Origin of the sequence: Citrobacter sp. Cpo090 (assembly GCF_030332665.1) — a bacterium.
GTDB classification, from domain to species: Bacteria; Pseudomonadota; Gammaproteobacteria; order Enterobacterales; family Enterobacteriaceae; genus Citrobacter; species Citrobacter portucalensis.
In genome coordinates this window covers 44502-68877 of record NZ_JAOWHK010000022.1, presented here as the reverse complement: position 1 = coordinate 68877, position 24376 = coordinate 44502, and the positions used below count along the sequence as shown (strand labels likewise).

Sequence of the window (24376 nt, the reverse complement as noted above, 5' to 3'; positions counted from 1 at the left end):
TGAAATATTTCAGGAAACATTCTCAGCAGTAAGATATTTTCCTAACATTGTTAACACGGCTTCTTTCAGCCATACTGGTTCAATAATTTCAACATTCGGTAGCCAGTATAAAATCAACGGGATAATTTGATTTTTATGTGCAGCCTTGCATGACAGCGTAATGCCATTGTCATGTTTGTGTAGCAATTGCTGGTAAGGAAGTAAATCCCGTCGCAAAAAATAATGGGCGATATTACTGTGAATGAACAACACTACATCAAATGTTTTGTCGCTCACCCACGGGTCACATGACTCACTTATCAGTGACTGTATTTTCTCACTCTTTGCAAACTTTTCTTTTTTTATATCCAGCCATTTTATTTTAGCTAATGAAAACGACTTTAACTTGTTCTTTTCAGTAGCCAGCAAATACCATATACTTCTCTGATTAGTTAATTTATAAGGATGAACGATTCTGGTCTTACCGGCATATGTAATCTGACAAACATTACTGTTGCGGATCGCTTTTTCAAGAACACCAAGATATTTCCTTAAATCATCCCTGATGGTGTGCTCAGGGTTATGAAACTGAACACGAATATGCTCTTCGGTTGCCCTGTTTTCTAATTTCTGCCAGAAACCTTCATCCCGCTCAGGAAAAATCGCATCAGTATCCAGTAACCTGGCCAGAGATTTGTGCAGTGATTCTTTGCTCTGGTTTCCTGCTCTTGTTGAAATAAGCCGGTATTTTCCATCGCCACAGGCTTCAATAAAGGGAGAAAGCATATTCAGATCACGATATGCTGTTCGCTCAGTGATATTGTATTTTTTCATCAAATTATGGCGACTGACCACGCCATAATTCTGTAATTCAACAAGGATATCAATCAAACGCTCCGCTGAGCGATTTCTCGTTGAGTCAGCCATAAATCACTGCACCTGTAGTATTACTCTTGTGTAAGTGAATTATATAAATACCCCTGACATCATTTGTCAGTTCCACAAAACTACGCCCTCCGGCAACAGATTTTTATTTGATTATGTTCAAAATTTAAACCAGATGTCCGGGGGCCTCCTTCGTAATACTGTTTATTGTTTCCGGAAGGGCTGATATGGCAAAAAACAACGTATCCCAACAACAGTCCTTTTTCATTTAACAGACTGACAACCATACTGCGCGCTACCTGCCCCCTGTAAAAAATCAACGAAAGTAATATTTTTGCTCTATTTATATTTCATTCATCTGAAATTATTAGTTGCCAGAGGGAGAATATCATCAGGATATCTGTTATTGATTTGTCATACCTGCACTTTACTGTGCTCCAAAGCGCAGGCAGAAATGGCTGTCAGAAGTTATATGTTGCACCTAACATAAACTCGTTACTTCTGACATCAACAGAGGATTTATATTTAGCACCATCCTCATCTTTATAAGTCAGAGTGGAATCCCCTGCATCCAGATACCGGTAGCTGAGGTCAAGGCTGAAATCCTGCGTCACATCGTATTTAACACCGGCACCCAGGCTCCATGCCAGGTTGTTTTCGTATTTTGACGCTGAAGCTGAATAAACTTCACTGCCTGCCGGGCTGTTATCGGTATATATGTACGAAGTTTTATGATGAACCCGTGCATAACCCAGACCAGCAGATATCCATGGCGTGAATGCACTGCTGTTTCTGAAATCATAATACGCATTCAGCATCAGCGTGTTTACACTGAGCTTGTTCTGTGCATCATCAAACTCGGCACCACCGGCACTTTCCCAATAACTCAGACGATATTTTGATTCAGCGTTACCGCGACCATAAAACTCCACTTCAGTACGCACCGGCACATTGTAGTACTGATAAAAATCGTATCCCACCGCAAGGCCTGCGCCAAAAACCGTATCACTTTTGTCACCGCCTTTGTATTTATCCGCCCACGCCCCTTCACCATCAACGAAACGTTGGTCTGAAAGTGACATAACAGAAGCACCAACTTTACCGGTCACATAAAAGCCTGTTTTGCTCTCATCAGCCAGAGCCTGAGCCGAAAACATGCCTGCCATTGCAAGCGCTGAAACCGCAATAACCTTTTTCATTTCAATCATCTCCGTTGGTTCTTACCCTACCCGACAGATAGGGTTGCTTATTTTAAAACCATGAAAAAGATAGGGTAAAATGGTTACAACCGATCGATGCGATCATATCGATCGGTAAAATCGATCGATGTTGATGAGGGTTTTCGTTTCGAATCAACAAAATGGTAATGATGGAGCCAGGACTGAAATGCTGTGTCCCAAAAGCCCGGAAGGTTTGCATTACAACTGCACCACAGTACAAAATGTCAGACACAGTAAAAAAGACCGGGTAATCAACCCACCAGAGAAAACACGTTTATTGCAAAAGAGAGGAGAATTATGTGCAAACTGACTAAAGAAGAAGAATACAGCATCATCAGTCGGACAATGACGAATATTCGTTCACTGCGTACGTATGTACGCGAACTTGATTTTGAGCAATTACTCGACATGCAGGAAAAGCTCAACTCTGTTATTGAAGAACGCCGTGAAGATGCTGAACGAAAAGCGGCTGAACGTAAGGAACTGGAAGCTAAATACCAACAGGCAGTTTAATACATTACTTCTTTGGGGCTTGACCCGGAAGTATACCTGGTTCCAGTTTCTGCTATTGCGGGGACAACGGAAACCAAACAAAAACCCAAAGGCGGTGTGAGAAAAGCGAAATATATCTTTGAGGATGAGAACGGCGAAACCAGGACGTGGTCTGGTAACGGTAAAATACCACTTGCTTTGCGGAAACAGGTTAATGGAGATTGTACCCTGGAAACTTTCCTCATTAAAAACCCCAATCAACATGAACAAAGTGAATAAAGTTTTCATGTAGCAAAGGTAGCCAACTCAAATTACGGTACAATGATTACAGTTCTGTTCCCCCTGCCAGAACTATTACTTTCAGGGAGATTTACCTTCGATAGATGAGCGACTCCTGTCGTCAGATATTATCATTCAGTCCGAAAACCCGCAGCCGGGCATGAGGAAACTGACGACAGGAAATGAGCCAGAGCAGTATCCATGCAAGTAGACAGCGGGTCAGAATCTGAATCAGCCCGGAGTCATTCCCGGGGCAGTACTTCACGACCTGACGCAATTGAGACTGTAATTAAAATTGTGTAATTGCCTGTTTTTGATATGTTCACTCCAACAACGGAGACAGGCAAACGATGGACGAAAAGAAACTTAAAGCCCTTGCGGCTGAACTGGCCAAAGGCCTTAAAACCGAAGCCGACCTCAACCAGTTTTCACGCATGTTGACAAAGCTTACCGTCAAAACGGCGCTCAATGCAGAACTGACTGACCATCTCGGTCATGAGAAAAATGCTCCTAAATCAGGCTCTAATACCCGTAATGGCTACTCGTCAAAAACGGTATTGTACGATGATGGCGAGATCGAACTTAACACGCCGCGTGACCGTGAAAATACCTTCGAACCGCAACTAATTAAGAAGCATCAGACACGCATCACCCAGATGGACAGCCAGATTTTGTCCCTGTATGCCAAAGGCATGACTACGCGGGAAATCGTTGCCACGTTCAAAGAAATGTACGACGCCGATGTCTCGCCCACGCTGATATCCAAAGTGACCGATGCGGTTAAAGAACAGGTCTCTGAATGGCAAAATCGACCGTTGGATGCACTGTATCCCATTGTTTATCTTGACTGTATTGTGGTTAAGGTTCGTCACGGCGGGAGTGTCATTAACAAAGCGGTGTTCCTCGCGCTGGGCATCAATACCGACGGTCAGAAAGAGCTGCTGGGTATGTGGCTGGCAGAAAATGAAGGTGCAAAGTTCTGGCTGGGTGTACTGACTGAGCTGAAAAATCGTGGCCTTCAGGACATCCTGATTGCCTGCGTGGACGGCCTGAAAGGCTTCCCGGAAGCGATAAATAGCGTGTACCCGCAGACGCATATTCAGCTCTGCATCATCCATATGGTGCGCAACAGCCTGAAATTCGTGTCGTGGAAGGATTACAAAGCCGTCACCAGCGGGCTGAAAGCGGTATATCAGGCCCCGACAGAGGAAGCGGCGTTGATGGCGTTGGATAAGTTTGCAGGCGTCTGGGATGAAAAATACCCGCAAATCAGCAAGAGCTGGCGCACACACTGGGAAAATCTCAACACCTTCTTCGGTTACCCACCGGATATCCGCAAGGCCATCTACACGACGAATGCCATCGAATCGCTGAACAGCGTCATTCGGCAGGCGATAAAGAAGCGCAAGGTGTTCCCAACGGACGACTCGGTGCGAAAAGTGATTTATCTGGCGATACAGTCGGCGTCAAAAAAATGGAGTATGCCAATCCAGAACTGGCGGCTGGCAATGAGCCGTTTTATTATCGAGTTTGGTGACCGCCTTAGCGAGCACCTTTAATACGGCGGCAGTTACACAGAATTATTTACAGGGGCACGCAATTACCCGACTCAGCACTTCAGAGCTAACCTCCGGCACCTGCCTGGCGATCGCCCCTGTACAACAAAATAAATCAACCATCGTCAGACGTGCGCTGCCAGTGACTCGCCTGAAAAATGCGTCAATATGAGTTTGCCGGAACGATACGACTGGCAGGATGCCAATCAATGATCGGAAGCATGCCAGGTCGTGATCGATTCCGATGCCATTTTGCACCTTCAGAATTTGAGCCTGCTACAGTTGTTCCTGATAAGGATCTGGATAAATATGACGAGTATTTACCAGAGTCTTTGCTTGCGAAAGGGTACGGGGTAAAGGCGTATGATATAGAAAGAACGAGCATCTGGCTGCTGAAACACCTTCAGTGGACTGGATATATAGTCAGGGTATAAATGCTTATTTATACCCTTATTTTTTTACTTACCTGTGGACTTACTTGGCTTTAGTCCTGGAGTATTGCCAGGAGTATCTTTATTATCGCGTCGGCGTTGATCCGGTTTTCCTGTCGACTTAGCAATTGGTTTTGGACCAGGTTTAAGACCCATGATAGTTATCCTTCGAGATGTAAGAGGAATACCCTCAACATTGGTATATTCTATACTGAGAAATTTTTCAATGGAAATATTCAACGATCGAATGATTAACTCGATATTGTGAACAATGTCTTCTTTTGGTACAGAGCGAACCGTTAGATTACGCGTATTTTTATGGAAGGAGATCATCCAATAACGATTACTCACCTATCTCCTTCATGGTAATACACACCGGTTTTATTAATATATAGAAAATATTACTCCGGCATGTTTTATCTTTTTGAAGTCAGGACATTCACCAGATCACTTAAAACTCTCTTTTGTTCTTCATCCTGAAGATATTAAATCCGGAATTTAATATCTTCTGCAACCCGTCTTGTATCGGATTCATTAAGTATTTTTGTTATTCGCTGTCTCTGATGTTCAGGCTGGTCTTCCATATTTCGTAAAACCAGATGAAATAATATATCATAAAGTGCGCAATGCCATGAATAACCATCATTGGTTAAAATAAGCTCCCAAACCCGCTCCTGCTCGGCAATAAGCTGCAGAACAAAGGACTCAACCTGTTCTGTTTGTTCGGGGGCAACACGGTATAGCGGAGCAATCACAGCAAAAGACAGTTCATTTAACCAGGATTCCGCTTCCTTCTCGCTCCTGAACGATGGACAGTTTTGTATTCTTCGTTCGTATTCACGGGTAATCTGCTCCAGAATATCCTCCGGCGGTGTCAGCCACTTATTCCTGAGCAATACACTGGTTGATGAATGACAGCTGGCTATTTCAGCAATAATTTCACGTAATGTCTCCGGGCTGAACTTCTTCAGCTGATTGTAGTGCTCCCGGGTAAAACCATGTTCATCGCATAAAAGTTGCCATGTCATTGATATACTGTTTGCCATTCCTTGCTTCATCATTAATACCTGTTACCTGAATATCAACAAACCGGTGTACCTTTTCTGAATACCTCCCCGGACGGACTGGCAATCCCCATTCGCCTCAGCGTGGCATCTGCAGCTTTCGCCACCTCGCTGATATCCAGCTTTTCAGGTAGCGGCGGGGACGATATCTGCGCCAGGCAATAATTCCTGCGCAACAACAACCACTCCCGTTGTGCTTCTGTACATTCAACATTTCCCATAACAAAAAGCCAGCGGACGGAAGCTCTGCGCCAGCAACCCGCCGCCTCCAGCTTCTGTGCAACCATGTCTTCCACGACTTCCGGGGTACTCTTTTTCCTGCTCAAAACATCAACTCACTGAAATAATACTCATATCTGACGGTCTCAGCGAACCGTCCATGCCGGGCTGAAATCCTCTTCCTGAAACAATTCCGTCAGTCCGCTAATCTGTTTCAGCCTGAGAACTTCATCCTTGTCCATACCCAGCTCCGTACCAATGCGTTCATCTGGCCAGCCCAGGCGTGAAAGATCCCTGACAATATCAGACATTGAGGTTATCTGATGTTTGCCCCTGGCCCGGTTATGTCGAATGGTCGCCGCAATACGTGAAGCCTGTCCCTTTCTTTCCGGATTAATACAGGTCACTGGAAGCCAGCCCTTCAGACGTTTTCCCGTACCTGCTTCCCTGCCCAGTAATTGACGATGAAAACCATCCACGACCAGATAATGCTCCTTCTCTTCCGAGACAACCACAGGCTGCGTGAACCCATCCTGCTCCAGTGAATGTTTCAGCAGTTTCTTCTCACCCGGCGCCATGACATTGGGGTTATAATCGTTGGCCACCACCTCATCTGCTTTCACCCACAGCACACAGTCCACAGGCTCCTGTGCAAATGGACTGACCTCATGAAGCACCCTGCGCAGATGATTCAGAGCCTGTATGGCCTCTTCTTCTGGTCGTTCCTGGCTGAAGTACTGACGAATCATGTTGCTCAGTATCTCCGGTGTCACAGAATCCCCCATTCCTTCCTCCTTTCTTTCATACGCTGCAGATAACGTTCATAGTGCCGGGGTTTGTTCGGACTGAAGGAGAGGCTCCGGCACCAGAAATCATTCTTTATGAGAGTTTTACAGATACGTCGCCAGGACGGGATATCCCGGCTCCCCAGGTCATTTTCCTGTTCATCCGGGATGTCATCCGGGAAGCCCCGCGTCTGATACCAGCGCAGGTAGACAGCTATTTTGTTACGGTAATGTTCTGCCGTTCTTTCCGGCATCACATCCAGCAGAAACATCGCATAGCTGCGCCAGGTATGATGGGCTGGTTTTGATATGCGCTTACGCAGGGCAAAATAGGCACCGCTTTCATTGGCATAAAGTGCCCCGCTGGCAGCCCCTGACACCCGCTCACACATCCTGGCCCAGGTTTCCGGCTCCAGAACATGGTAAAGCCACAGCCCCTTACGTTGTTCAGGACCAAAAGGTTCACAAACACGCATGTTACGTAACGGCACGCCGGCACGGTACATCAGGTCATACAGAGGATTGTAGATGGCACAGGTTCTGGCGTTATATATCCAGATATCGCGGGCTTTCCAGTCATATAACGGATACATGGTGTAGTAAAACCCTTCAGGCGATGCCGTGGTCCATGGTTTATCATCGGCATATCTCAGTTTGCGCTGAGACACCAGTCCCATAAAGCGATTGAGCGATTCATCCGCACGGACACCAGTCAGCACTGCCACTCCACACCGGTTACCGGCAAACCAGGAAGAAAATGCCGGAACAAATTCTTCAAAAGTCATGGCATACCGGTAAAAGGGAAAATACGCCATATCCGTAATAGCCTCTTCAGGTGCCTGGCGAACCCACTCCACACCTGGCTCCCAGCATATCCACTCCGGCTGAAACTGAGAGACACCGTTTACCGTAGTCAGGGGGAGTGCCACCCAGTAAAAGGTTTCCGTCACATCATGGTACATTTCCCGCATCTTCTGAATATGTTCAATGGTGCACTGGTACTGAGTCTCCCAGTCAATGAACAGTACAGAGAAACGACGTTTTTTCCTGCGGGCCACATCAGCCACAAGATGGAAAAGCACGGTGGAATCCTTTCCACCTGAAAAAGACAGGCAGACCGATGGAAATGTTTCAAAAATCCACTCAATGCGGGCGGTTGCTGCGCGCAGAACATTAGTACAAAGCCAAATTTTGTCTGTCATTAAATGATCATGCATTGCTGAACAATATTATCTGCATCCCTTGATATAAAACAATTCATAATTTTTGTATCGAGTTGGCCAATATTTTTTCATTACCAAATCGAGTTGTATAATATCTCTCTTCGATTCCATACAGCAAAAGTTTAAGCTCTTCGTCACAAGAAATTTCGAAACAGCCAGTGCCATCATCAAACTTTAATTTTTCAGAGCAATAATAATTTATATAAGTTAGCATATTCCCCCTATCACTTACATCCATTTGGTTTAACGTATCCATCGCTAACGCTATTCTTTTTCTGTTTGGTTTTGAAACATTACATGCTTTATATTCACCAGAGAGAACAATAAACGACTCCCCCAGAAACTGTTCAACATCCTGTTCTGTTGCCTCTTTATAAAGAGTATCGATACCATTAAACATGGAAGAAATGGCTGACAAGGATTTAAATATAAGCGTATCTTTTGCAGCAAGATATACTGCATCCGGGGTCTGGTTAACAACCAGACGATTCTTCCCGCTCTCTACCTTTGCTCTATCACCAAGTTCGATCATTTTTTTCTTGAGATATAATGATGGTGTTACCTTCTGAAAATAAAAGTCACCACTTTGAAATGAAAAAAATAAATGCTATCTTTGAAAAATATTTTTTAGGCAATTCATCATAATTTTTTGAATCAAACTCATCTTTCAAAAAGGATGGGCAGTATTCCCGTTTACTAAATTCACTGAGACTAAACCAGGAATCTTCATCAAGATTATGATCCGGTGCATACGGAACCAATGAACACACTGACAGATCAACCCTTTCAAAAAGGGTATGATCTGAGACAATCTTAAAATATGGTTTTTTCCTGAGACCTTTTGCTTTAACAAATACATTATCCATTTTTATTTCCTTTCGATAAAGGTATAGTTATTAATCCTGAAAGCCATGGGCACTACAATATCTTGCGGTACTTTATACCTATAAGGACTGATAAGAAAAATCGACGCTCCTGTTTTTGTCTTAATATTATAAAACTCATACCTGAAAACAAGAAACAAAGGATTGAAATATAAGGCCTGAGATAAAAATGTAAAAATAAACAGCACTCCATAAACAAAGAACAACGCCACCCAGTTATTTATACTCAGGGCAACAAAAAAGTACCCCAGATAACTCGGTAAAAAAGAGTTATTCGCATGCTCAACTGAAATTACCTCACCTTTTTTAAACTCATCTTTTCCCAGCACAGCACTAAGCACAAGGCTGACTTTAGTCAAAACAACTGGTATTAAAAAATAAAAAAGATACGACCCTATCTGAGGAATACCACTTAACCACTATAAACTCTGTTCATGCTGAAAAAAGTAAAACAACGTATATTTCTTTTGCACCAAAAATATGATTATCAACAAAGAGGTGGCATTGAATGTAAGCAGCAATCTAAAAAGGATATTAATTATCATGATATCTGGTTCCTGGACATCTAAAAATCATGCGTCATATCACACAATTTGCATTATGAATAACCATAACAATATAGCTCAGTTATTGCTACCCAAGCCCAGTATTTAAATAACTATACTATCAATGCGTAAAACCACATTAATGCTCCGCTGAAGAAGAGAAGCACTATACTCTGCAGTGCCTTTAGAAAATTATTCTCCAAAAGATGGAATATCACTTCATGTCCCCTTGCGTCAAAACCCAGTAACGACTCACCAGCTCGACAAGACCATTTTCCACCTTTTTTTGCTGCTGTTCACTGCTATTCTGGTTACGGACTTCATCATAGCGACGTAACTGCTCTTCTGCCGGGAAATGCCGGTTAAAAGCCTGCATGATGCCAAACACCTCTGTTTTCAGTTCACTGACCGTCATGTATTTTCCCCGCTGTTCATCCAGACGGTTCAGGCGCTCAGCCAGTTGCTGTAAGCGGGTCATGCCTTCGTTCCAGCCCGTCATCGCCTCTTCCGGGAGCGCACGGCTCCTTACACTCTTCTGCCAGTTATCCACCATTTCCTGAACACGGGGATTATCGGGGAAAAGTACCCTCAGTTGCTGCAGCAACTGCGCACTGCGCTGCAGGTTGTATGCCGGGGGTAATTCTGTCAGTCGCGTTATCTGCTGACCGGAAAGGGTTATCCACTCTGACGCATGATTTAACAGTGAGGGTGTTCTGCTGAGCTGTGTCATCTGGTCTGCTGAAAGCACATCCGGTGGTGGTGTCAGCAGCGCCCTGAGTTGCTGCTCCGCCGGTGATGGCTGTGTCAGAAACTGCCATCCCGGAATGGCCACGCTTACAGCCAGCAATGCCGCACAGACACCAGCCACAAACGGTTTCAGAAACGTGGGCGGGGATTTCTGAAGGGAGGATGTGGGCTCTGCTTTTGTTTCAGAAACTACGTACACCAGACGGGAATGTGGCATAGCCTCATGTCCCTGTACGTCCGGAGCATCAGACCGGAGTGCCTGAGCCGGAAGGATTACCGGAGACGATACTTCACCCTGCACAGGCTGGTTCTCCAGGCGGGTGATATATCCCTTCACCATGGCTTCCGGTAAAGCCACTTTGCTGCTCTGTTTAAGTTCGTGCCGGGCCAGTGTGTCACTCAGTGCCTTCAGGAATGTTTCGGTCTGATACAGCAGGGGCAGGTTGTCACGGTTATCCGGAGGCATAGCCCGGAGCGTTTTTTGCAGACGGTTGAACAGACCGGTAATAATTTCCAGCCGGGCGTGTATATTCAGCGGCCACATCACTGACCAGTTATGCCGGGTCAGCACCACAATCAGAGCCAGTCCTTCATTCAGGCCACTTAACCCTGTTGTATGCATCCGGGCGATGGTGTACCAGGATGCCGTCTGTAATTCCACGCCATTGTGTTCATACAGACGCAGGCAGAGTGTTTCCACGTAACGCCAGTCCACATCCGGGCGTGCCGGGTGGGTCAGTTTGCTGATTTCATCGCGCAGGGCAGCATAATCCGGTAATGACCGGGGGTCACCACCGGTTTTCAGTTTCACTTCAGAAGTCATCGGCAGATTCGGTGTTGCTGTATTAAATCATGATTAACAGTGACGAAAAGAACATCAGTGTGATACCGGTACCCGGGAAAGGTATTCCACCGCGCGGATAATTGCCGGTGTCACATCCCACCGCCGTTTCAGAACCGGTAACAGCTCATTAAGGTTTCTGATATAACGCTCAGTGAACAGCCGTTGTCCGTCCCTGGTTAAATGAAAACCGGACTGATTACAGGTAATGGTGATATGGCAGGTATCGTTGCCAATATATACAGCTTCCTGAGGTCTGAATCTGACATTCCAGTGCCAGGAGTACGGCGAATGGTTCAGATAAAAAAGACGCATCTGAATATCGTTAAATAACGGGTTCATGGCGAATTAAATAAACCTGATAATAACAGTATGGTGAAAGCCCGGAATAAAGAAATGGTCCGGTATTATGCAAAATCCTCAAGGTGGCGACTGATACTGTTTTCACGATAACAGGTCACCAGTAATTCACGGGTTGCCCGGGTGAATGCCACATAAAGCACCGGAATCACTTCAGACTCATCCGCCGCACCAGAATGAACGAAAGAAGCATTGATAACCGCCACATACGGAAACTCCAGCCCCTTACTGCTCTGGTACGTCAGTAAATGCACCACATCCTTGCGTCGCGAGTATGTCTTCTTGCCTTCCTTGTCAAAGCAGGTGGCAAAAGGTATCCCACGCTGTGTCATAACCTCTGTCAGTTGTTTCACTGAAAACTCTGCCGGACACAGCACAGCCATATCACTCCAGTGACCGCACAGGGCATGGCGCTTCTCCAGCCAGTCTGCAACCTGTCTGGCTTCATCACGTTCAGAAGCACAACGCAGGATTTCCGGCTCTGTGCCTTCTTCACCGCCTGCCTGTGGCTGAACGAGCGGTATTTCACGGTTCTGATGTTTTTCAAAATACTCGCGGGAGAATGCATAAGCAAAGTGCAGAATGCGTTTCGGATTACGATAATTGACCGGCAGGACAGAAGTGCGTCCCTGCGCCTGAATCCCCACACTGGCCAGAGAAAAGTTCAGGGCCCGCTCCCGCCGGTAAATGGACTGGGCATCATCGTACATCAGGAGCAGTGAACGGGATGCGTTATCAAACAGACGGGCAATCAGGGCCAGCCAGCGACTGTCAAAATCATGCCCCTCATCCACCAGTACAGCATCATATCCGGTTCGGGTGATTTTTCCGCTGTCCACGGCCTCTTCCAGTGCACTGAAGCATTTCTCCGGGTAATCCTTTCTGTCAGCCGTCACCTGAATACCGTGGCGTTTTACCATTGAGGCACACCAGCTGTGAAAATGGGATACCGTAACCCGTGACGCCAACCCTCTGGCTTCAATGCATTCCCGCAGATAACTGGCCAGGGTAATGTTGTAGCACAACACCAGAATCTTTCCGGGTGTGGTTTCAGCCAGGTAAAGGCAACGGAACAAAAGAATCATGGTTTTTCCGGAACCGGCCACACCATGAATGACACGATGCCCGTCACCAATATTTCTGGCCAGAATCTCCTGCTGAATATCCATGATTTTGATTTGTGAGTTCTGTTTCACGGTCACTTCAGGAAACAGATGGGCGCGCAGAATATCTCTCATCCGGGGTGTCACCCGGGTTCTGAATCCCGTGGTAAACATCCCGGCAATTTTTTGCCGGAATACCTCAGGTAAAACAGACTGCGTCATTTCATCCTGGCAGATTGTCTGTGCTGAAGGAAAAATTTTTTCCACCGTATTCTCATCATTCCCTGCCAGTGTCTTCAGTTGCTGACGGGTAATGCGGGTAAACACCACACCATACGCCCAGGCCAGGTTCAGCCGTCCCTTATACTGACCGTCATTCTGCCGTAAGCCCGGGTCTGCAGGTAAGGCATTAACCGTATCACAGGCATAACGACGAACCTGTACCAGCGGATTTATTTCTGATTTCAGAAGACCGCCGGTTTCCAGCGTGACCTGCTCCTGATTTGCCTGGCGCAGCGTGGAAACCGTCCAGTCCTTGACCTCCAGAAATACCAATCCGTACTCCGGGTCAATAATGACAAAATCCGGATGCCGGTTTTTCCGTCCCACCGGAATATCGTACCAGACAAGGCAGTCATCATTCAGGAAGCTCTCCAGTCGTGAAGCCACCCTCCTCTCCCCTGACGTCATTCTCTCCTCAGTGGACGCCGATACATTTATCAGTTTCGCCATAAACGCACCTTAATCTGTAAACCAAAAAAATAATCACCACCGACACCCACGACGTTATATCGTGAGTGTCGCTTTATTCAGAAATAAAAAACAGAATCATTAACATGACCGGAATACGGTGAACCATGCTGCAGGATATCTGCAGATATCCCTCCTGTTATATCCGGCCGGAATAAAATCAGAACACTGATTGTCAGGCAGCTTCATTTTCCGCGTACTCCAGACTCTGCAGATACTGCAGCGCCGCCGGGTCAGCCACATATTCCACCTGCCCGTGGTGACGCTCCACTTCATTAATGATTTTCTCAAGCTTCACGCGGAAAAATTCTTTACGCAGATTAATCCTGTTGATGCGGTATTTTTCCAGACTGTCATGAAGTATTTTTTCCAGCGCGGGCGCATCATCACAGGAAATCATGGCGTGAACATCAAAATCAAACGGAACAGAAGCACCACTTAACTCTTTGACCCTGTCCATGGGTTCCAGTCGTCGGGTCATGCCAATTTTAAAAACATCCTCACCAAACGAACCAATATTCGAAATGATATAAACATGCCCCTGTTTTGTAAGCTGAGCCATGGATTTAGCACGTTCGTACTGCGCATGCGCTTCCTGAATTTTCTGTTCCAGCTCCAGGCGTTGTTTCTCTAACTCCTCCCTGTGAGCCCCTTCTGCTGCGCGCAGCGCCTCCTCAATCAGTTTCTGCTGCTCAGCAAGACGCCGTTCTTCCTCTTCCGCTTCCCGCTGGCGCCGGTCAAGTTCATCCTGACGCTCTTTTTCTTCACGCATCTGACGCTTAAGCTCTGCCTGATATTCCTTTTCTTCCTGCGCTTTTTCCAGCAATGCCACTTTGTCCAGAAACTGTTGCCTGACACTCTCCCAGTCAGAATTATCTTCCAGGTTAAGAAAGGCAATTTTCTCACTGACAGCAGCGTAAGCCTCTCTTTCCTTACGAAGCTGGTCATATTTGCTTTGCCAGTTATTAATCGTTACACCAGCCAGCAGAGTCTTCGCCTTAAATTTCCAGGCAGAATCAACAATCCGCTGCATTGCACGACTGGCCTTCTGTCTGGCGGTATGAAACTCCTCACGGCGTCTGGCAAGTTGCTCCTTTTCCTGTCGTATTCACCGGGCTATCGCGGCATTGACAGTTTCATTAAAATCCCGCTCCCTCTGAACCAACTCTGAAACGGCCTGCTCAAAGGCTGCTGTTTTCTTTCTGAGTCTCCGGTAAATAAAAAAACGAAGTAAAATTGCAAATACAGTAAGCAAACCAAAAAACAAACCAATAATACCTGCCGGATTCGATACTGCATCAATAAAGCGCTCATTAAGATTTATCAGCGCCCTGACCGCCACATAAATCCCCCAGAGAATAACGCAAATTAAAATCAGGACAAATCCCGCTGCATTATCATCTTTTTTTCTTCCTGCCATGACTTTCCTTTATTTTCCTTCTCAGTAACTGAATATCTCTGATTAACGCCCTCCGGAAATATTTATACCCGGAAGGCTGTCCGGCTTTATGATGCCCGCCAGTACAGAATTAACTGCAGGCTGAGCACAGATTTCTCTGCTATTTCAGTGTCAGATTAATACTGATTACCGGAACAAATGGGCAGATGCGTAAATCCGGGTTTGCTGGCCATATAAAGCGGCGCACAGGTGGGTTTACGGGGTTCAGTGACCGGTACAGCCTCATTTTTCTCAGCCACTAACGGTTGTGACACCTTCCGGACAGCCGCTGATTTTTTCTTCTGAACCGGCTTTGTGGTAACCGGTGATTTCACCTGACGTTTGTCGGGCGCCACGCCATAACCGGAACAAAAGCGCTTCGACTGACTCAGACTTCCGTCATTGCAGACAAAACGTCCGTCAGACGTGCAGTGTGAAATACCACCTTTAGCACCCGAGCAGGGTTTTCTTCCCCGCGCAGCATCTGCCTGAACCGAAAATAAAAGCCCTACGAACAGAAAACAGATAATTTTCTTCATTTAAAACTCATACATTGTTATTGCTGATATGACAGAGTTATCAGAATGATGAAACATTCAGCCAGAGTTGGCATAAGCCAGAATAATGTCACATTCACACCTGACATATATCCATCGCTGTTTATTTATTTCTGTTCTGCCCTCCCTGCTCCGGCTCACGTCTGAACGTACCGCTGCTGTTTCAGATGGCGCAGCAACACCCTGCCCTCCGGCATAAATGTTGTTCCGTAACGAACCAGCCCGGCATCTTTAAGTTCTGCATCAATGACATAATACAACTCACTTGGCTGAGTCTGTTCCTGCATCGTCACGTTGACACGCTTAATGCGTGGCTCGTACTTCAGCAGAACATCTGAAAGCACGCGCATCAGTTGATGTGCCGTACCCGGCATTCTCTGCAGAATGGTTGTCATATCCGGCAGACCATAATCCGGAAGATGTTTAAGGCTTCCGGCCCGGGTATTCAGAATACGCTGCATGTTGTCCAGAATAGAGAGGATAATCTGCTCATCTTCACAAAGAACATTAATTTCAAATCCTTCTGAAAAATTACCATACAGCTTCTCATAAAGAGATAACTCAACCATTAATCACCATATTCTATTTAAGATGCTAAACACGAGCGCCTGCACTCTGACATACAGATTAACCAAATACTCTCAGCAACTAATATAACTGTAATTTTACAGAATCATTTACCGAGATATTTCCATCCATATTAACAATAACATCTTCAGAAATAGTTTTTACTCTTGCGCCTCCCTTACTGATATATATTAACGCATAAGAATATGCAGCTCTGACTTCAAACCCTACACGTTCCCGCTGATTATAGTTAAATGTGACGATATTACCTTTTGTTTTAATCACATTTCCGTCCTTACCCATATATGTAATAATAACACTATCAAAATCAGCAAAGACCTGCAACAAGTCCTCATTTCTATTGCACACTGTTATCTTTTTTCCATTTATTATTGATACAAGAGACGCAAGGGATTGAACACCATCGCCTCCAGTTTTCCAGTTATTATCCCCTGGTTTCTGTCCTGTATGAAAAGCGTAAAAATATCCGTCTTTTATTGCATAGATCATTGTGCACCCGCTCAGTGCACCAGATGAAAAAATTACAGTATCAGACACATCCGCCAAATGAATTTTGGCACAGACTGTTCCTGATTGACCATTTTTTATATGGAAAACCTTTATGTCATCATCTAATGCATGCGATGACCAATAATGACCGATGATGCCTGCCCCTCCGGGCTTTGATGTTATTGACTTTCCTCCTGATATATTAACAACATGCGAAAAGCAATTTGCATTATCAGAATAAAAGCCCTCATTAATTATTGGAAAAAAATCCCGGCACTGATAATGCAGATCATAGCGAAATAACTCAACACCAAATTTAATTAAACAATTATCATGCCCTGAGGAAATTAAAAGACCACGACCACATAAAACTGAGGATATGCCTTTTGCTAACATCGCTGAATCATCTTTCATGTTAAGACTCAGCCTCTTCGTTACAGTAATCTTTCTCCCATAAACAGGTACAGGTGACGTTGGTTCAGACCTGGTATTTTTTCTGAAGCTTAATCTTTTAATTAATGAGGGTCTTTTTCCCTTTTCTACATTAGTCGTCCGGGAACATACCTTTAGTATAGCGCCAGACTTATCTTTATCTGTTAAGGTTTTCACAGTATTTTGATTAGCCCATGTTGCTTCGGATGATATTGCCTCGGCCGAAGTGAGATTTATTCTTTTAACTTTACATAAATATGCACCATTCGTACCATACTCGACCTTCCCGGCTTCAAGCCGCAGATAGCTCCCCCCACCAATCAGCGTGATGCGTTTTTTCCCGGCAAAGGAGATATCACACGCTGAGCTCAGCGTCAGCTTCTTCTCAGCAAACAACCGCATGCTGCCGTTTTGCGCCTGAACATCCACTGCACCTTCCCCGGATTTCAGGCTAAGTTGACCGGTCCGGGCAAAAAGCCCCAGCCTTTCTCCGGCCAGCGCGGTCAGGTTGCCCATTGTTCCGGTACTGATATCACCTCCGGCGTTAACTGCCACATTTCGTGCTGCACTCATCTGCATATCTTCACCGCTGGTCAGCGCCATTCCTTCCGGTGCCGAGAAAAGCACAGCTTCATTGAGCAGTTTCAGCCGCTGCTCAAACATCTGTATCTGACTGTCAATATCAGCCTTCAGCGCCTGTGCCCGTTCTGCGGCATTTTCCAGTTGCTGCAGTTGCTGATTAAGCCTGTCGATTTCCTTCAGCGCGGCATCCATGTCCAGTGCCTCGCCCTGTGCTTTCGCCTGCACATCCGCAGCAACAAAAAGTCCCTTCCCCGCTCTCAGGGTTCCCCACTCATCGGTACGCAGCTCTGTGCCTTTACCCCGCAGTTGCCCCTGGCTGTCCACCAGATGTCCGCTGTTAAGCTGTGTCTTACCGTACTCCGTGGCGAGTTTGATATGCTCCTCGCCGCGCCTGTCCTCCATCCGCAGTTTTGAGTTAGCGGGGGTTCTGAGGATGTTCCGGGTGTGATTGTCCCGGTTCACGGGGTCAGGATGCTCAGCATCGTGCAGTGCATACGCGATGTAGGGCAGGTCAATATCGCCATTGCTGTATGCAATCGCCACTTCAGTGCCATCAATGAGCGGCGTATGCCAGCCCAGTGTTTCACCTGCACAGGGTTTTGCCATCCGCAGCCACAGGTAGCCGAATCCGGGTTCCGTCCCCTCCCGGTCGAAGTCCATCTTCACCCGGTAGCGCCCCTGCCCGTCCAGATGGGCGTAGATATCATTCTTCTCGCGACTCTCAATCCGTGCCGGAAGCGTGCCCGGGATAACCGGACGCGGGATTTCTGCCGGTCGGAAACAATAACGTTCGGTGTAAGGCATTCCCCGGGCTGACACATGCAGCCGGGTATCCCGGGCTCCCCGGTAAGTCACCAGTGTGAGGACAATCCCTTCCTTCAGGTCCGTAATGACATCACCCTGCGGCTCCAGCACCTGCCCCGGGGAGAGGTGTGCAGCGTTGCTGAACAGGTGAATGCGGGCCGACCTGTTAAGCTCCCGCTCGTGGTGAAGCCGGGCGTAAAACGCACCAGACTCGGTTTCCGGCTCCGGGCTGGCATCGTCTCCCGCTTCACGATAAGGTGCTGCGTAACGGTAATGCTCCCCGGTGGTGACCGCATCATTACGCACGCTGACCGTCGCATTCATCGGCGTGGTGGCTGTCCGGTAGTTGTAATCACGCGTGGTGACAGTGCCGGTGGCGACGTTGTGCCAGGTCCGCACATCCCAGACCGATTCTGCTGCGCCGTCGAACACCCCCGAGGGCTCGCTGTAAGGCAACTGCACATCAAACTGGTAGTGAAGCTGGCTGTCGGCAAAAATGTACGTATCCAGTCCGCGCACATCATCCATCTCCGTGCGCCAGTAAATCCCCACCTCAGACAGAATGCGCTGAATGAACTGCAAATCCGTTTCCTGCCACTGGGTGATAATTTCACGCGACGGGTAAGCGCGTTCCAGTCTGAATTCAAAATCAGCGCCCTCCAGCCCGTGTTTGCGCAGCACCTGCTCCACCACCTCAGGAACGGACTGATTCTGAAATACGGCACACTGCCGGGTGTGCTCCAGCAGTGCCAGACGGGAGCTGAGTGTAAGCCGGTAGTGGGACTGGTCTTTCGATGTGGACAGCCATTCCAGACGGGTCACAATTCCATGGACATTTTTGCTGTTACGCATCCGCAACGACGCATATTTCATCAGCACCTCTTCCGGAGGAATGTTCGCATTCCGGGAGGTGAACCCGATGTCCCATCGGAACGGCTCACTCAGTGCTTCCCTGCCACGAAAGCGTAAAACATCAGGCTTTACTGCACTGCCATTAATTTCCAGAAAGTAACGGGTCTGCCCGTCAAAAAACGCTGACCGGTTATCCATCACGTCACTCCTTTACCGGCACGAGGCTGAGCCAGCCATCACCCAGTTCAATGGTGAGGGGCTTATCCGGATTGAGGTCATCACGCGTCAGTATCAGGCGCCAGCGATTGTCCTTCTGATCCGGGCGGTTAAACAGTCCCACCACAGCCACGAACTGCGCATCTTCATCCATGGGCATATTGAGCGTCACGCTACCATCGGGCATCACCAGCAGTTCTTTTGAGGCCAGCACGTCGTCCTTAAGTACGGTATCGGCCCGGCGCAGCAGCATCTGGTAATCGGCGGCATCAACCGCTTTACGATCCCTGAGCTGGTAAACCCGCACCATCGTCGCCAGTGGTGTCTGTGCACCATCAGCGTTAATGGCCGTACGCGGGGTAAAATCCAGATGCAGCGTTTTGATTTTTTTATAGAAGATGGATTTCGTGATGCTGATCGTGCCGTCCGTGACGGTCTGCGTCAGACCGCAGCCTGCGAGCAGGCCACAGGCAATAAACATCGGCGCCCACCAGCGGATTACTGTTACCATTCAGGCATTCCTTTATTGAGAGAGAACAGGTGATTATTCGAAGCGATAATGTCCGTCTTCAGCAGGCGGTAGCGCAGCACATTTCAGCCCTTCGTAGCAGCCCAGACTGACCGTAAGACTCTCCCGGCCATTGCTGAGTTTCCCCGCTTTCAGCCCCAACAAACCGGTACGACCCAGCTGAACAGGCCTGCTTTTGCCCAGGCGGGGCTCAGGCAACAACTGCACGGGTACAGTAAGACGCAGCCGGACGTCACTGCGGTAGCCAAGATAAACGCGCAGCAGGACCAGCAAATCGGTATGGAGGACACCACCGGGCAACCAGCCTTCCGCCTCGTTCGGATCCGCTGTTTCCAGTGTCATCAAGAGCCGGCTGCATGCTTCCCCTGCCGTTTTACCCAGCGTGGCCCGCTGCGAAAGACGGATGCGATTTCCGGCACCCAGTCCACTGCGGTTACCGATATGGACCTTAACCGGATCGGGTTCGGTGATAAGTGCGCGGGTATTCGGTGCCAGCAGACTCACCAGAGCCCGTATGCCTTCAGCATTGCGGGTGGGTAATCGCATGGCACCCAGTAAGGCCAGAAAACGGGAAACCGGCGTTGCCACCCGTTCAGCGGTGCCGGGTATACCGAGTCCGACCAGTCCCAGCAGACACTGCGATGTGGCATCGCGCCCCCCCTCCTCGAAAGTGGCCGGATACGCATATTTTCGCCAGATCCGGTAGTACTGCGTGGTTATGCGGTGGCTGAAAATATCCAGAAATGAGGTGAACGCCTCTTGTCCTTCACGGCGCTGCGCAATATCATCCAGCCAGGACGTCGGCAGAGGTGAGTCCACTCCATACATTCCGAGAAATGTCGTGCGGATTGTTGGGGGCAATGTCGGATGATCTTCGTCGATCTCCACCGCTTTCAGGGTGCTGACCGGGAATCCCATCCCGGGCCAGGGTCTGAATCGCACCGGATCATCACCCGGATGGCTGGTCGTGCCCAGTTTTGGCCCGTCCGGATTTTCCTGCTCCAGTAGCTGACAGAAACGATAAAAACTGACCCGCCAGATATCGTTGTTAAGGGCCAGGCCCCGCGTCAGCCCGGTACGTGCAGGCTGTGATTCTCTTTCCATCTCAGTCGTTTCCCTGTGGGTTGCAGTACCAGTGTGAGCTGGTTGAAAAGGTGGACATCAGCGTAGAGCGCAAAAAAACGGTGCAACATCTCCCCGAAGAGATTCACATCGCCCTCGCCGGCAAAATTATCCATATTCAGCGTGACCTCAATGTCCACGCCACGGAGCATAAAGCCCTTTTCAAAACGGCGGTTCAGGGTGTGCTTCACGGCAACGATGGCTTCAAGCCGGCGGCGGTTCATTTCATCGTCGGTCCAGTCATAGAGCGCCAGCGTCCCCCGTAGCACCTCCGGATTGTCCATCATGCTGAGAAAGTTTGATCCGAGGTGACTCATCACCCGCCAGTGAAACCGGTCATTTGCCGGGGGATACAGTGGCATCGTCGGTGCGGTGAGGTTCATGACTCTGACGGGGACTTTGCCGGTTTTGACCACCCTGTCCAGGAGCGTACTTTCCAGCGCTCTGCGCGGAAGCTGCCCGTTGGTAGCGGTGATTCGCATCGAGAGGGACTCCGGTTTATCAGACAACTGCTCCAGTTCGAACGAACGTCCCCCGAGAACTAACCATGTGTCATACAGGCCGGAGGGTCCCCGTTTCACGCGGGTGTGGTAATAACGTTCAGGAGCATCGTGGCGCATCATACCGCCCCGGTGCCGGAAGCTGGTGAACGGGACATAAGGGTGTCTGCCATTCTTCACCGAACCGTGAATGTTATCGACGCTGTAAATTTCGGTGTGGCCATCCTGAAGGCGCAGCGGCCTAAGCAGGTACTCGTTATCCAGCGGGTTAAGGATCAGCGGGTCGGCTTCCAGGGTAAAGAGATTGATAACCGGCGCACAGTGCAGGCGAAAGTTTTCTGTCTCAAAAGGCAAACCGGATGCCCAGGCTTCACTGAGCACAATGTCGATTTCAAACCAGGTACTGCCCGCCGTGAGCCCGATGGTGTCGAGGCCGCGCAGTTCAACAAACATAAACTTCGGACGGAAGCTGAAATACTCCAGCAGCAACTGGTAACCACTGAAGGCAGTATCGGCTTTCTTCCACAGGCAGTCATTGTCGTCAAAGCCCATGGGTCTGCACCAGCCGTCAAACTGATGACGTCCGGTATATGTCCCGGCATGACGCGCATACATGGCATGTACACGCCGGGTCATTGCCAGATGCAGCGCAGCACTTACCGACGCCTCTGCATTAAGAAAAATGGCGACTTTGTCGATCCCGGCTTTACTCCAGTCCACTTTTTCAGGGCATTCGAAGCGCAGACGGATAGCAGAACGGCCATCGGATTCAGTATGGAGACGGACATCTGCAAGGTGCAGCGGTTGTATTAACACATCACGGGTCGTCCGGTACTGACAGGCGGTTTTATGCGGCCCGACAGGACGGGACAGAACGGAGAAGCCTTCAGCCAGTATTTCGGCCTGACGCAGACTACGCCAGTCAGGCGAGAACTCAACAATGGCCAGCGACGGGATAGTCCGCATATAGTGCGGCCACAGCAGACTCACCAGACCTTCGGTGAGCTCCGGCAGGTCATCATCCAGCTTTTCACGCAAACGTCCCATCAGGAAGGCAAAGCCTTCAAACAGACGTTCCACACTGGGATCGCAGGCGCCAGGCTTATCCAGATTCAGCATTGCTGCCCGATCAGGATGGGCAAGGGCAAACTCTTTACCGGCTTCCCGCAGATAGCGCATCTCTGCTTCGTAATAGCGCAGGGTTAAATCATCCATGCACGGCATTCCTGAAAATGATTAAAGAGAACATCAGCCACAGAGCACCATGGCACGGGCCGGGTCAATGGCGATCAGCCCCGCCAGCAGCGTATCCATCTCAGGCATCAGACGGGCTTTATCAGATTCGCTGCGACCGGCTTTCATCCGTAGCAGCTTCAGGCGTCGGGCCCGGACTTCAAACAGCAAAGCGGGCTCCCAGTCTTCCAGCGTCAGCTGTGGCGCACGGGTAATGAGTTCACCAAGCAGGTGAAGCGCCATATCGTTCCGGCCATACTGCTCTGCCACCCGGGCCATGAGCAGGCGTATCAGCCAGCGATGACGTGATGTATCCATCCCCGGTCGGGACTGGAGCCAGGCAAGCGCCGCTTCAGGCCCTTCCGTGTCACCCTTTTCCATGGCTTCAGACTCAAGGATCAGCACATCGTCAGTCTGGCCATTAACAACGGCAGGAATGGCAGCTTCATCGCCATACATCACCTCTTCTTCATTCACTTTTTCAGCGATCCAGGCGAGGGTGACCTCGTCGGCAAAGGGGGTGCCGTCATTCCATGCCAGTCCTTCAAGACCAGGAAGACGTTTAAGCAACAGCCGCAGATCTGACAGGACAGCGTCAGACCAGGAATCCCAGGGCTGACCAGCATGACTGAGCCCCTGCCAGAGATACCACTGAAGATCGAGCCAGAAATGATTCACCCCTTCGCAATACATCTGACTGGCCAGTTCAATCAGCTCAACCCAGTTTTTCTGAAGCCAGAGTCGCTTAAGCTGAGCGCGATACCCGGTTTTCGGGGGGACCAGGCGGGTGCGTCCGCTACTGTCCAGTGAAGGGAGCTGATCAACCGTATCCCACCGCACCGTCTTCATCAGCCGGTGAGAAGCCAGCCAGCCCTGCGGCTGCCCGCTCAGCCAGCGGGAAAGTAACCTGGCCTGGTCGAGTAAGTCGCGGCCCGATGTCACTGCTGCCAGTTGTGGTGAGTCCGGGGGAGCTGATTCCCCCCCGGGCTCCCGGGTGCTGCTGTTCTGGGGGACCAGAGCCTCCATGCCCCCTGAACGTGCCAGACGATTTTCAAGCGCGGAACAAAGCCCCGCAAAAGACGGCTTCTCAGCTTCCGGCCAGTCTGCCACGGCGGCTCCCAGCAGGCTTATGGCCCCCGCCGTCAGACCGGCCTCATTGCTGTCCACCCCGGGCCATAACAGCAGTGCATCAGTCACTTTTGCACTGTTCAGCCACTCCAGCGCAGCTTTCCGGGCGGCAGGGCGCCGGGGATGACATGCCTGTCCGTAGCGGGTCAGCATCGCAACAAGAAGTAATAAGCCTTCGGACAACCCTTTTTCACCGTCGCGGGTGAGACGGGCCAGCACGTACCAGGTCACGACTCGAATATCTCTGGCGCATTCGCAAAGGCACTTCTGAGCCAGTTCGCATAACAGCGCTGAATCGGTACCTGAAATCTTATTGATCTCTTCACGCATCAGCTGAAAATTATCATCGTATGCAGGATCGTCCCCGGTTTCAGATCCGGAGGTGAACGGATGCAGCCAGTTATCCCAGAGCGACAGGGCCTCATTTGCGCGGGAAATGAGGCTCAGCCTTTCTTCCTGGCTGGCGGCGCAGGCCGTTAACAGGGATTCAGGTGAACTCATTCTTTTTCCTGTTTGTCAGTCTCTTTCATAAACCTCACGACA

The 24376-nt window shown here is 48.8% G+C and carries 20 protein-coding genes and 4 pseudogenes; 2 read left to right on the top strand and 22 right to left on the bottom strand.

What is annotated here, in order from left to right; all coding sequences use genetic code 11:
- Positions 1-9: 9 nt before the first annotated feature.
- Both OGY83_RS01665 and OGY83_RS01660 read right to left on the bottom strand, forming a co-directional pair.
- The gene (locus OGY83_RS01665) at positions 10-906 is read right to left on the bottom strand and encodes a helix-turn-helix transcriptional regulator (protein ID WP_286635051.1); all 897 of its coding nucleotides are present in this window, start codon (positions 904-906) and stop codon (positions 10-12) included.
- 419 nt (positions 907-1325) lie between these two features.
- Entirely contained in the window at positions 1326-2063 is a 738-nt protein-coding gene (locus tag OGY83_RS01660) for an outer membrane protein (RefSeq protein ID WP_286635050.1), read from the bottom strand.
- 318 nt (positions 2064-2381) lie between these two features.
- On the opposite strand from OGY83_RS01660, the pseudogene OGY83_RS01655 reads away from it, so the two are divergent.
- Positions 2382-2855: pseudogene (locus OGY83_RS01655) on the top strand (H-NS family histone-like protein).
- A gap of 350 nt (positions 2856-3205) precedes the next feature.
- Positions 3206-4414 (top strand): IS256-like element ISEc39 family transposase, encoded by a 1209-nt coding sequence (locus OGY83_RS01650; protein WP_286635049.1) that lies wholly within the window; start codon positions 3206-3208, stop codon positions 4412-4414.
- Positions 4415-4869: 455 nt separating this feature from the next.
- Here OGY83_RS01650 and OGY83_RS01645 read toward each other — a convergent pair whose 3' ends face one another.
- The 20 genes and pseudogenes from OGY83_RS01645 to tssA all read right to left on the bottom strand — a co-directional run bounded on the left by OGY83_RS01645 (position 4870) and on the right by tssA (position 24334).
- Positions 4870-5193, bottom strand: a complete 324-nt coding sequence (locus OGY83_RS01645) for a hypothetical protein (protein ID WP_001406298.1) — start codon at positions 5191-5193, stop codon at positions 4870-4872.
- Between the two features lie 65 nt (positions 5194-5258).
- A pseudogene (locus OGY83_RS01640) lies at positions 5259-5903 on the bottom strand (hypothetical protein).
- A 20-nt stretch (positions 5904-5923) separates the two neighbouring features.
- Positions 5924-6193 carry a PerC family transcriptional regulator gene (locus OGY83_RS01635; RefSeq protein WP_286635078.1) on the bottom strand — a complete coding sequence of 90 codons (270 nt, stop codon included), beginning with the start codon at positions 6191-6193 and terminating at the stop codon, positions 5924-5926.
- Between the two features lie 78 nt (positions 6194-6271).
- Positions 6272-6910: an IbrB-like domain-containing protein gene (locus tag OGY83_RS01630; RefSeq protein ID WP_286635048.1), complete on the bottom strand. Its 639-nt coding sequence runs from the start codon at positions 6908-6910 to the stop codon at positions 6272-6274.
- On the bottom strand, positions 6895-8127 hold the full coding sequence (locus tag OGY83_RS01625) for a phosphoadenosine phosphosulfate reductase (protein WP_286635047.1): 1233 nt from the start codon (positions 8125-8127) through the stop codon (positions 6895-6897). Before OGY83_RS01625 ends, OGY83_RS01630 begins: the two co-directional genes overlap by 16 nt.
- A 40-nt stretch (positions 8128-8167) precedes the next feature.
- A complete protein-coding gene (locus OGY83_RS01620; RefSeq protein WP_286635046.1) occupies positions 8168-8665 on the bottom strand; it encodes a hypothetical protein in 498 nt (165 codons plus the stop codon).
- Between the two features lie 46 nt (positions 8666-8711).
- Positions 8712-8999, bottom strand: a complete 288-nt coding sequence (locus OGY83_RS01615; protein ID WP_286635045.1) for a hypothetical protein — start codon at positions 8997-8999, stop codon at positions 8712-8714.
- Positions 9000-9001: 2 nt separating this feature from the next.
- On the bottom strand, positions 9002-9415 hold the full coding sequence (locus OGY83_RS01610; RefSeq protein WP_502873050.1) for a KwaA family protein: 414 nt from the start codon (positions 9413-9415) through the stop codon (positions 9002-9004).
- 361 nt (positions 9416-9776) lie between these two features.
- Positions 9777-11132, bottom strand: a complete 1356-nt coding sequence (locus OGY83_RS01605; RefSeq protein ID WP_286635044.1) for a VasL domain-containing protein — start codon at positions 11130-11132, stop codon at positions 9777-9779.
- A gap of 54 nt (positions 11133-11186) precedes the next feature.
- Entirely contained in the window at positions 11187-11492 is a 306-nt protein-coding gene (locus tag OGY83_RS01600) for a hypothetical protein (RefSeq protein WP_021580253.1), read from the bottom strand.
- A gap of 65 nt (positions 11493-11557) precedes the next feature.
- A complete protein-coding gene (locus OGY83_RS01595) occupies positions 11558-13303 on the bottom strand; it encodes a 3'-5' exonuclease (RefSeq protein ID WP_286635076.1) in 1746 nt (581 codons plus the stop codon).
- Between the two features lie 235 nt (positions 13304-13538).
- Positions 13539-14783, bottom strand: a pseudogene (locus OGY83_RS01590) (GIY-YIG nuclease family protein).
- Positions 14784-14938: 155 nt separating this feature from the next.
- Entirely contained in the window at positions 14939-15340 is a 402-nt protein-coding gene (locus OGY83_RS01585; RefSeq protein ID WP_286635043.1) for a YdcA family protein, read from the bottom strand.
- Positions 15341-15495: 155 nt separating this feature from the next.
- Positions 15496-15927, bottom strand: coding sequence for a type VI secretion system baseplate subunit TssE (gene tssE, locus OGY83_RS01580; protein ID WP_286635042.1), 432 nt, complete (start codon positions 15925-15927; stop codon positions 15496-15498).
- Between the two features lie 79 nt (positions 15928-16006).
- Positions 16007-17044 carry a cytotoxic necrotizing factor Rho-activating domain-containing protein gene (locus OGY83_RS25240; protein ID WP_502873049.1) on the bottom strand — a complete coding sequence of 346 codons (1038 nt, stop codon included), beginning with the start codon at positions 17042-17044 and terminating at the stop codon, positions 16007-16009.
- Positions 17045-17077: 33 nt separating this feature from the next.
- Positions 17078-19303 (bottom strand): annotated as a pseudogene (locus OGY83_RS01575) (type VI secretion system Vgr family protein); the annotation flags it as partial.
- Positions 19304-19307: 4 nt separating this feature from the next.
- On the bottom strand, positions 19308-19832 hold the full coding sequence (gene tssJ, locus OGY83_RS01570; RefSeq protein WP_286635040.1) for a type VI secretion system lipoprotein TssJ: 525 nt from the start codon (positions 19830-19832) through the stop codon (positions 19308-19310).
- 33 nt (positions 19833-19865) lie between these two features.
- Positions 19866-20954: a type VI secretion system baseplate subunit TssG gene (tssG, locus tag OGY83_RS01565; protein ID WP_286635039.1), complete on the bottom strand. Its 1089-nt coding sequence runs from the start codon at positions 20952-20954 to the stop codon at positions 19866-19868.
- Complete coding sequence (gene tssF / locus OGY83_RS01560; protein ID WP_286635038.1) at positions 20918-22687, bottom strand: type VI secretion system baseplate subunit TssF; 1770 nt, start codon at positions 22685-22687, stop codon at positions 20918-20920. The genes tssG and tssF overlap by 37 nt, the downstream gene beginning before the upstream one ends.
- A 33-nt stretch (positions 22688-22720) precedes the next feature.
- The gene (tssA, locus tag OGY83_RS01555; protein ID WP_286635037.1) at positions 22721-24334 is read right to left on the bottom strand and encodes a type VI secretion system protein TssA; all 1614 of its coding nucleotides are present in this window, start codon (positions 24332-24334) and stop codon (positions 22721-22723) included.
- Between the last annotated feature and the right edge of the window lie 42 nt (positions 24335-24376).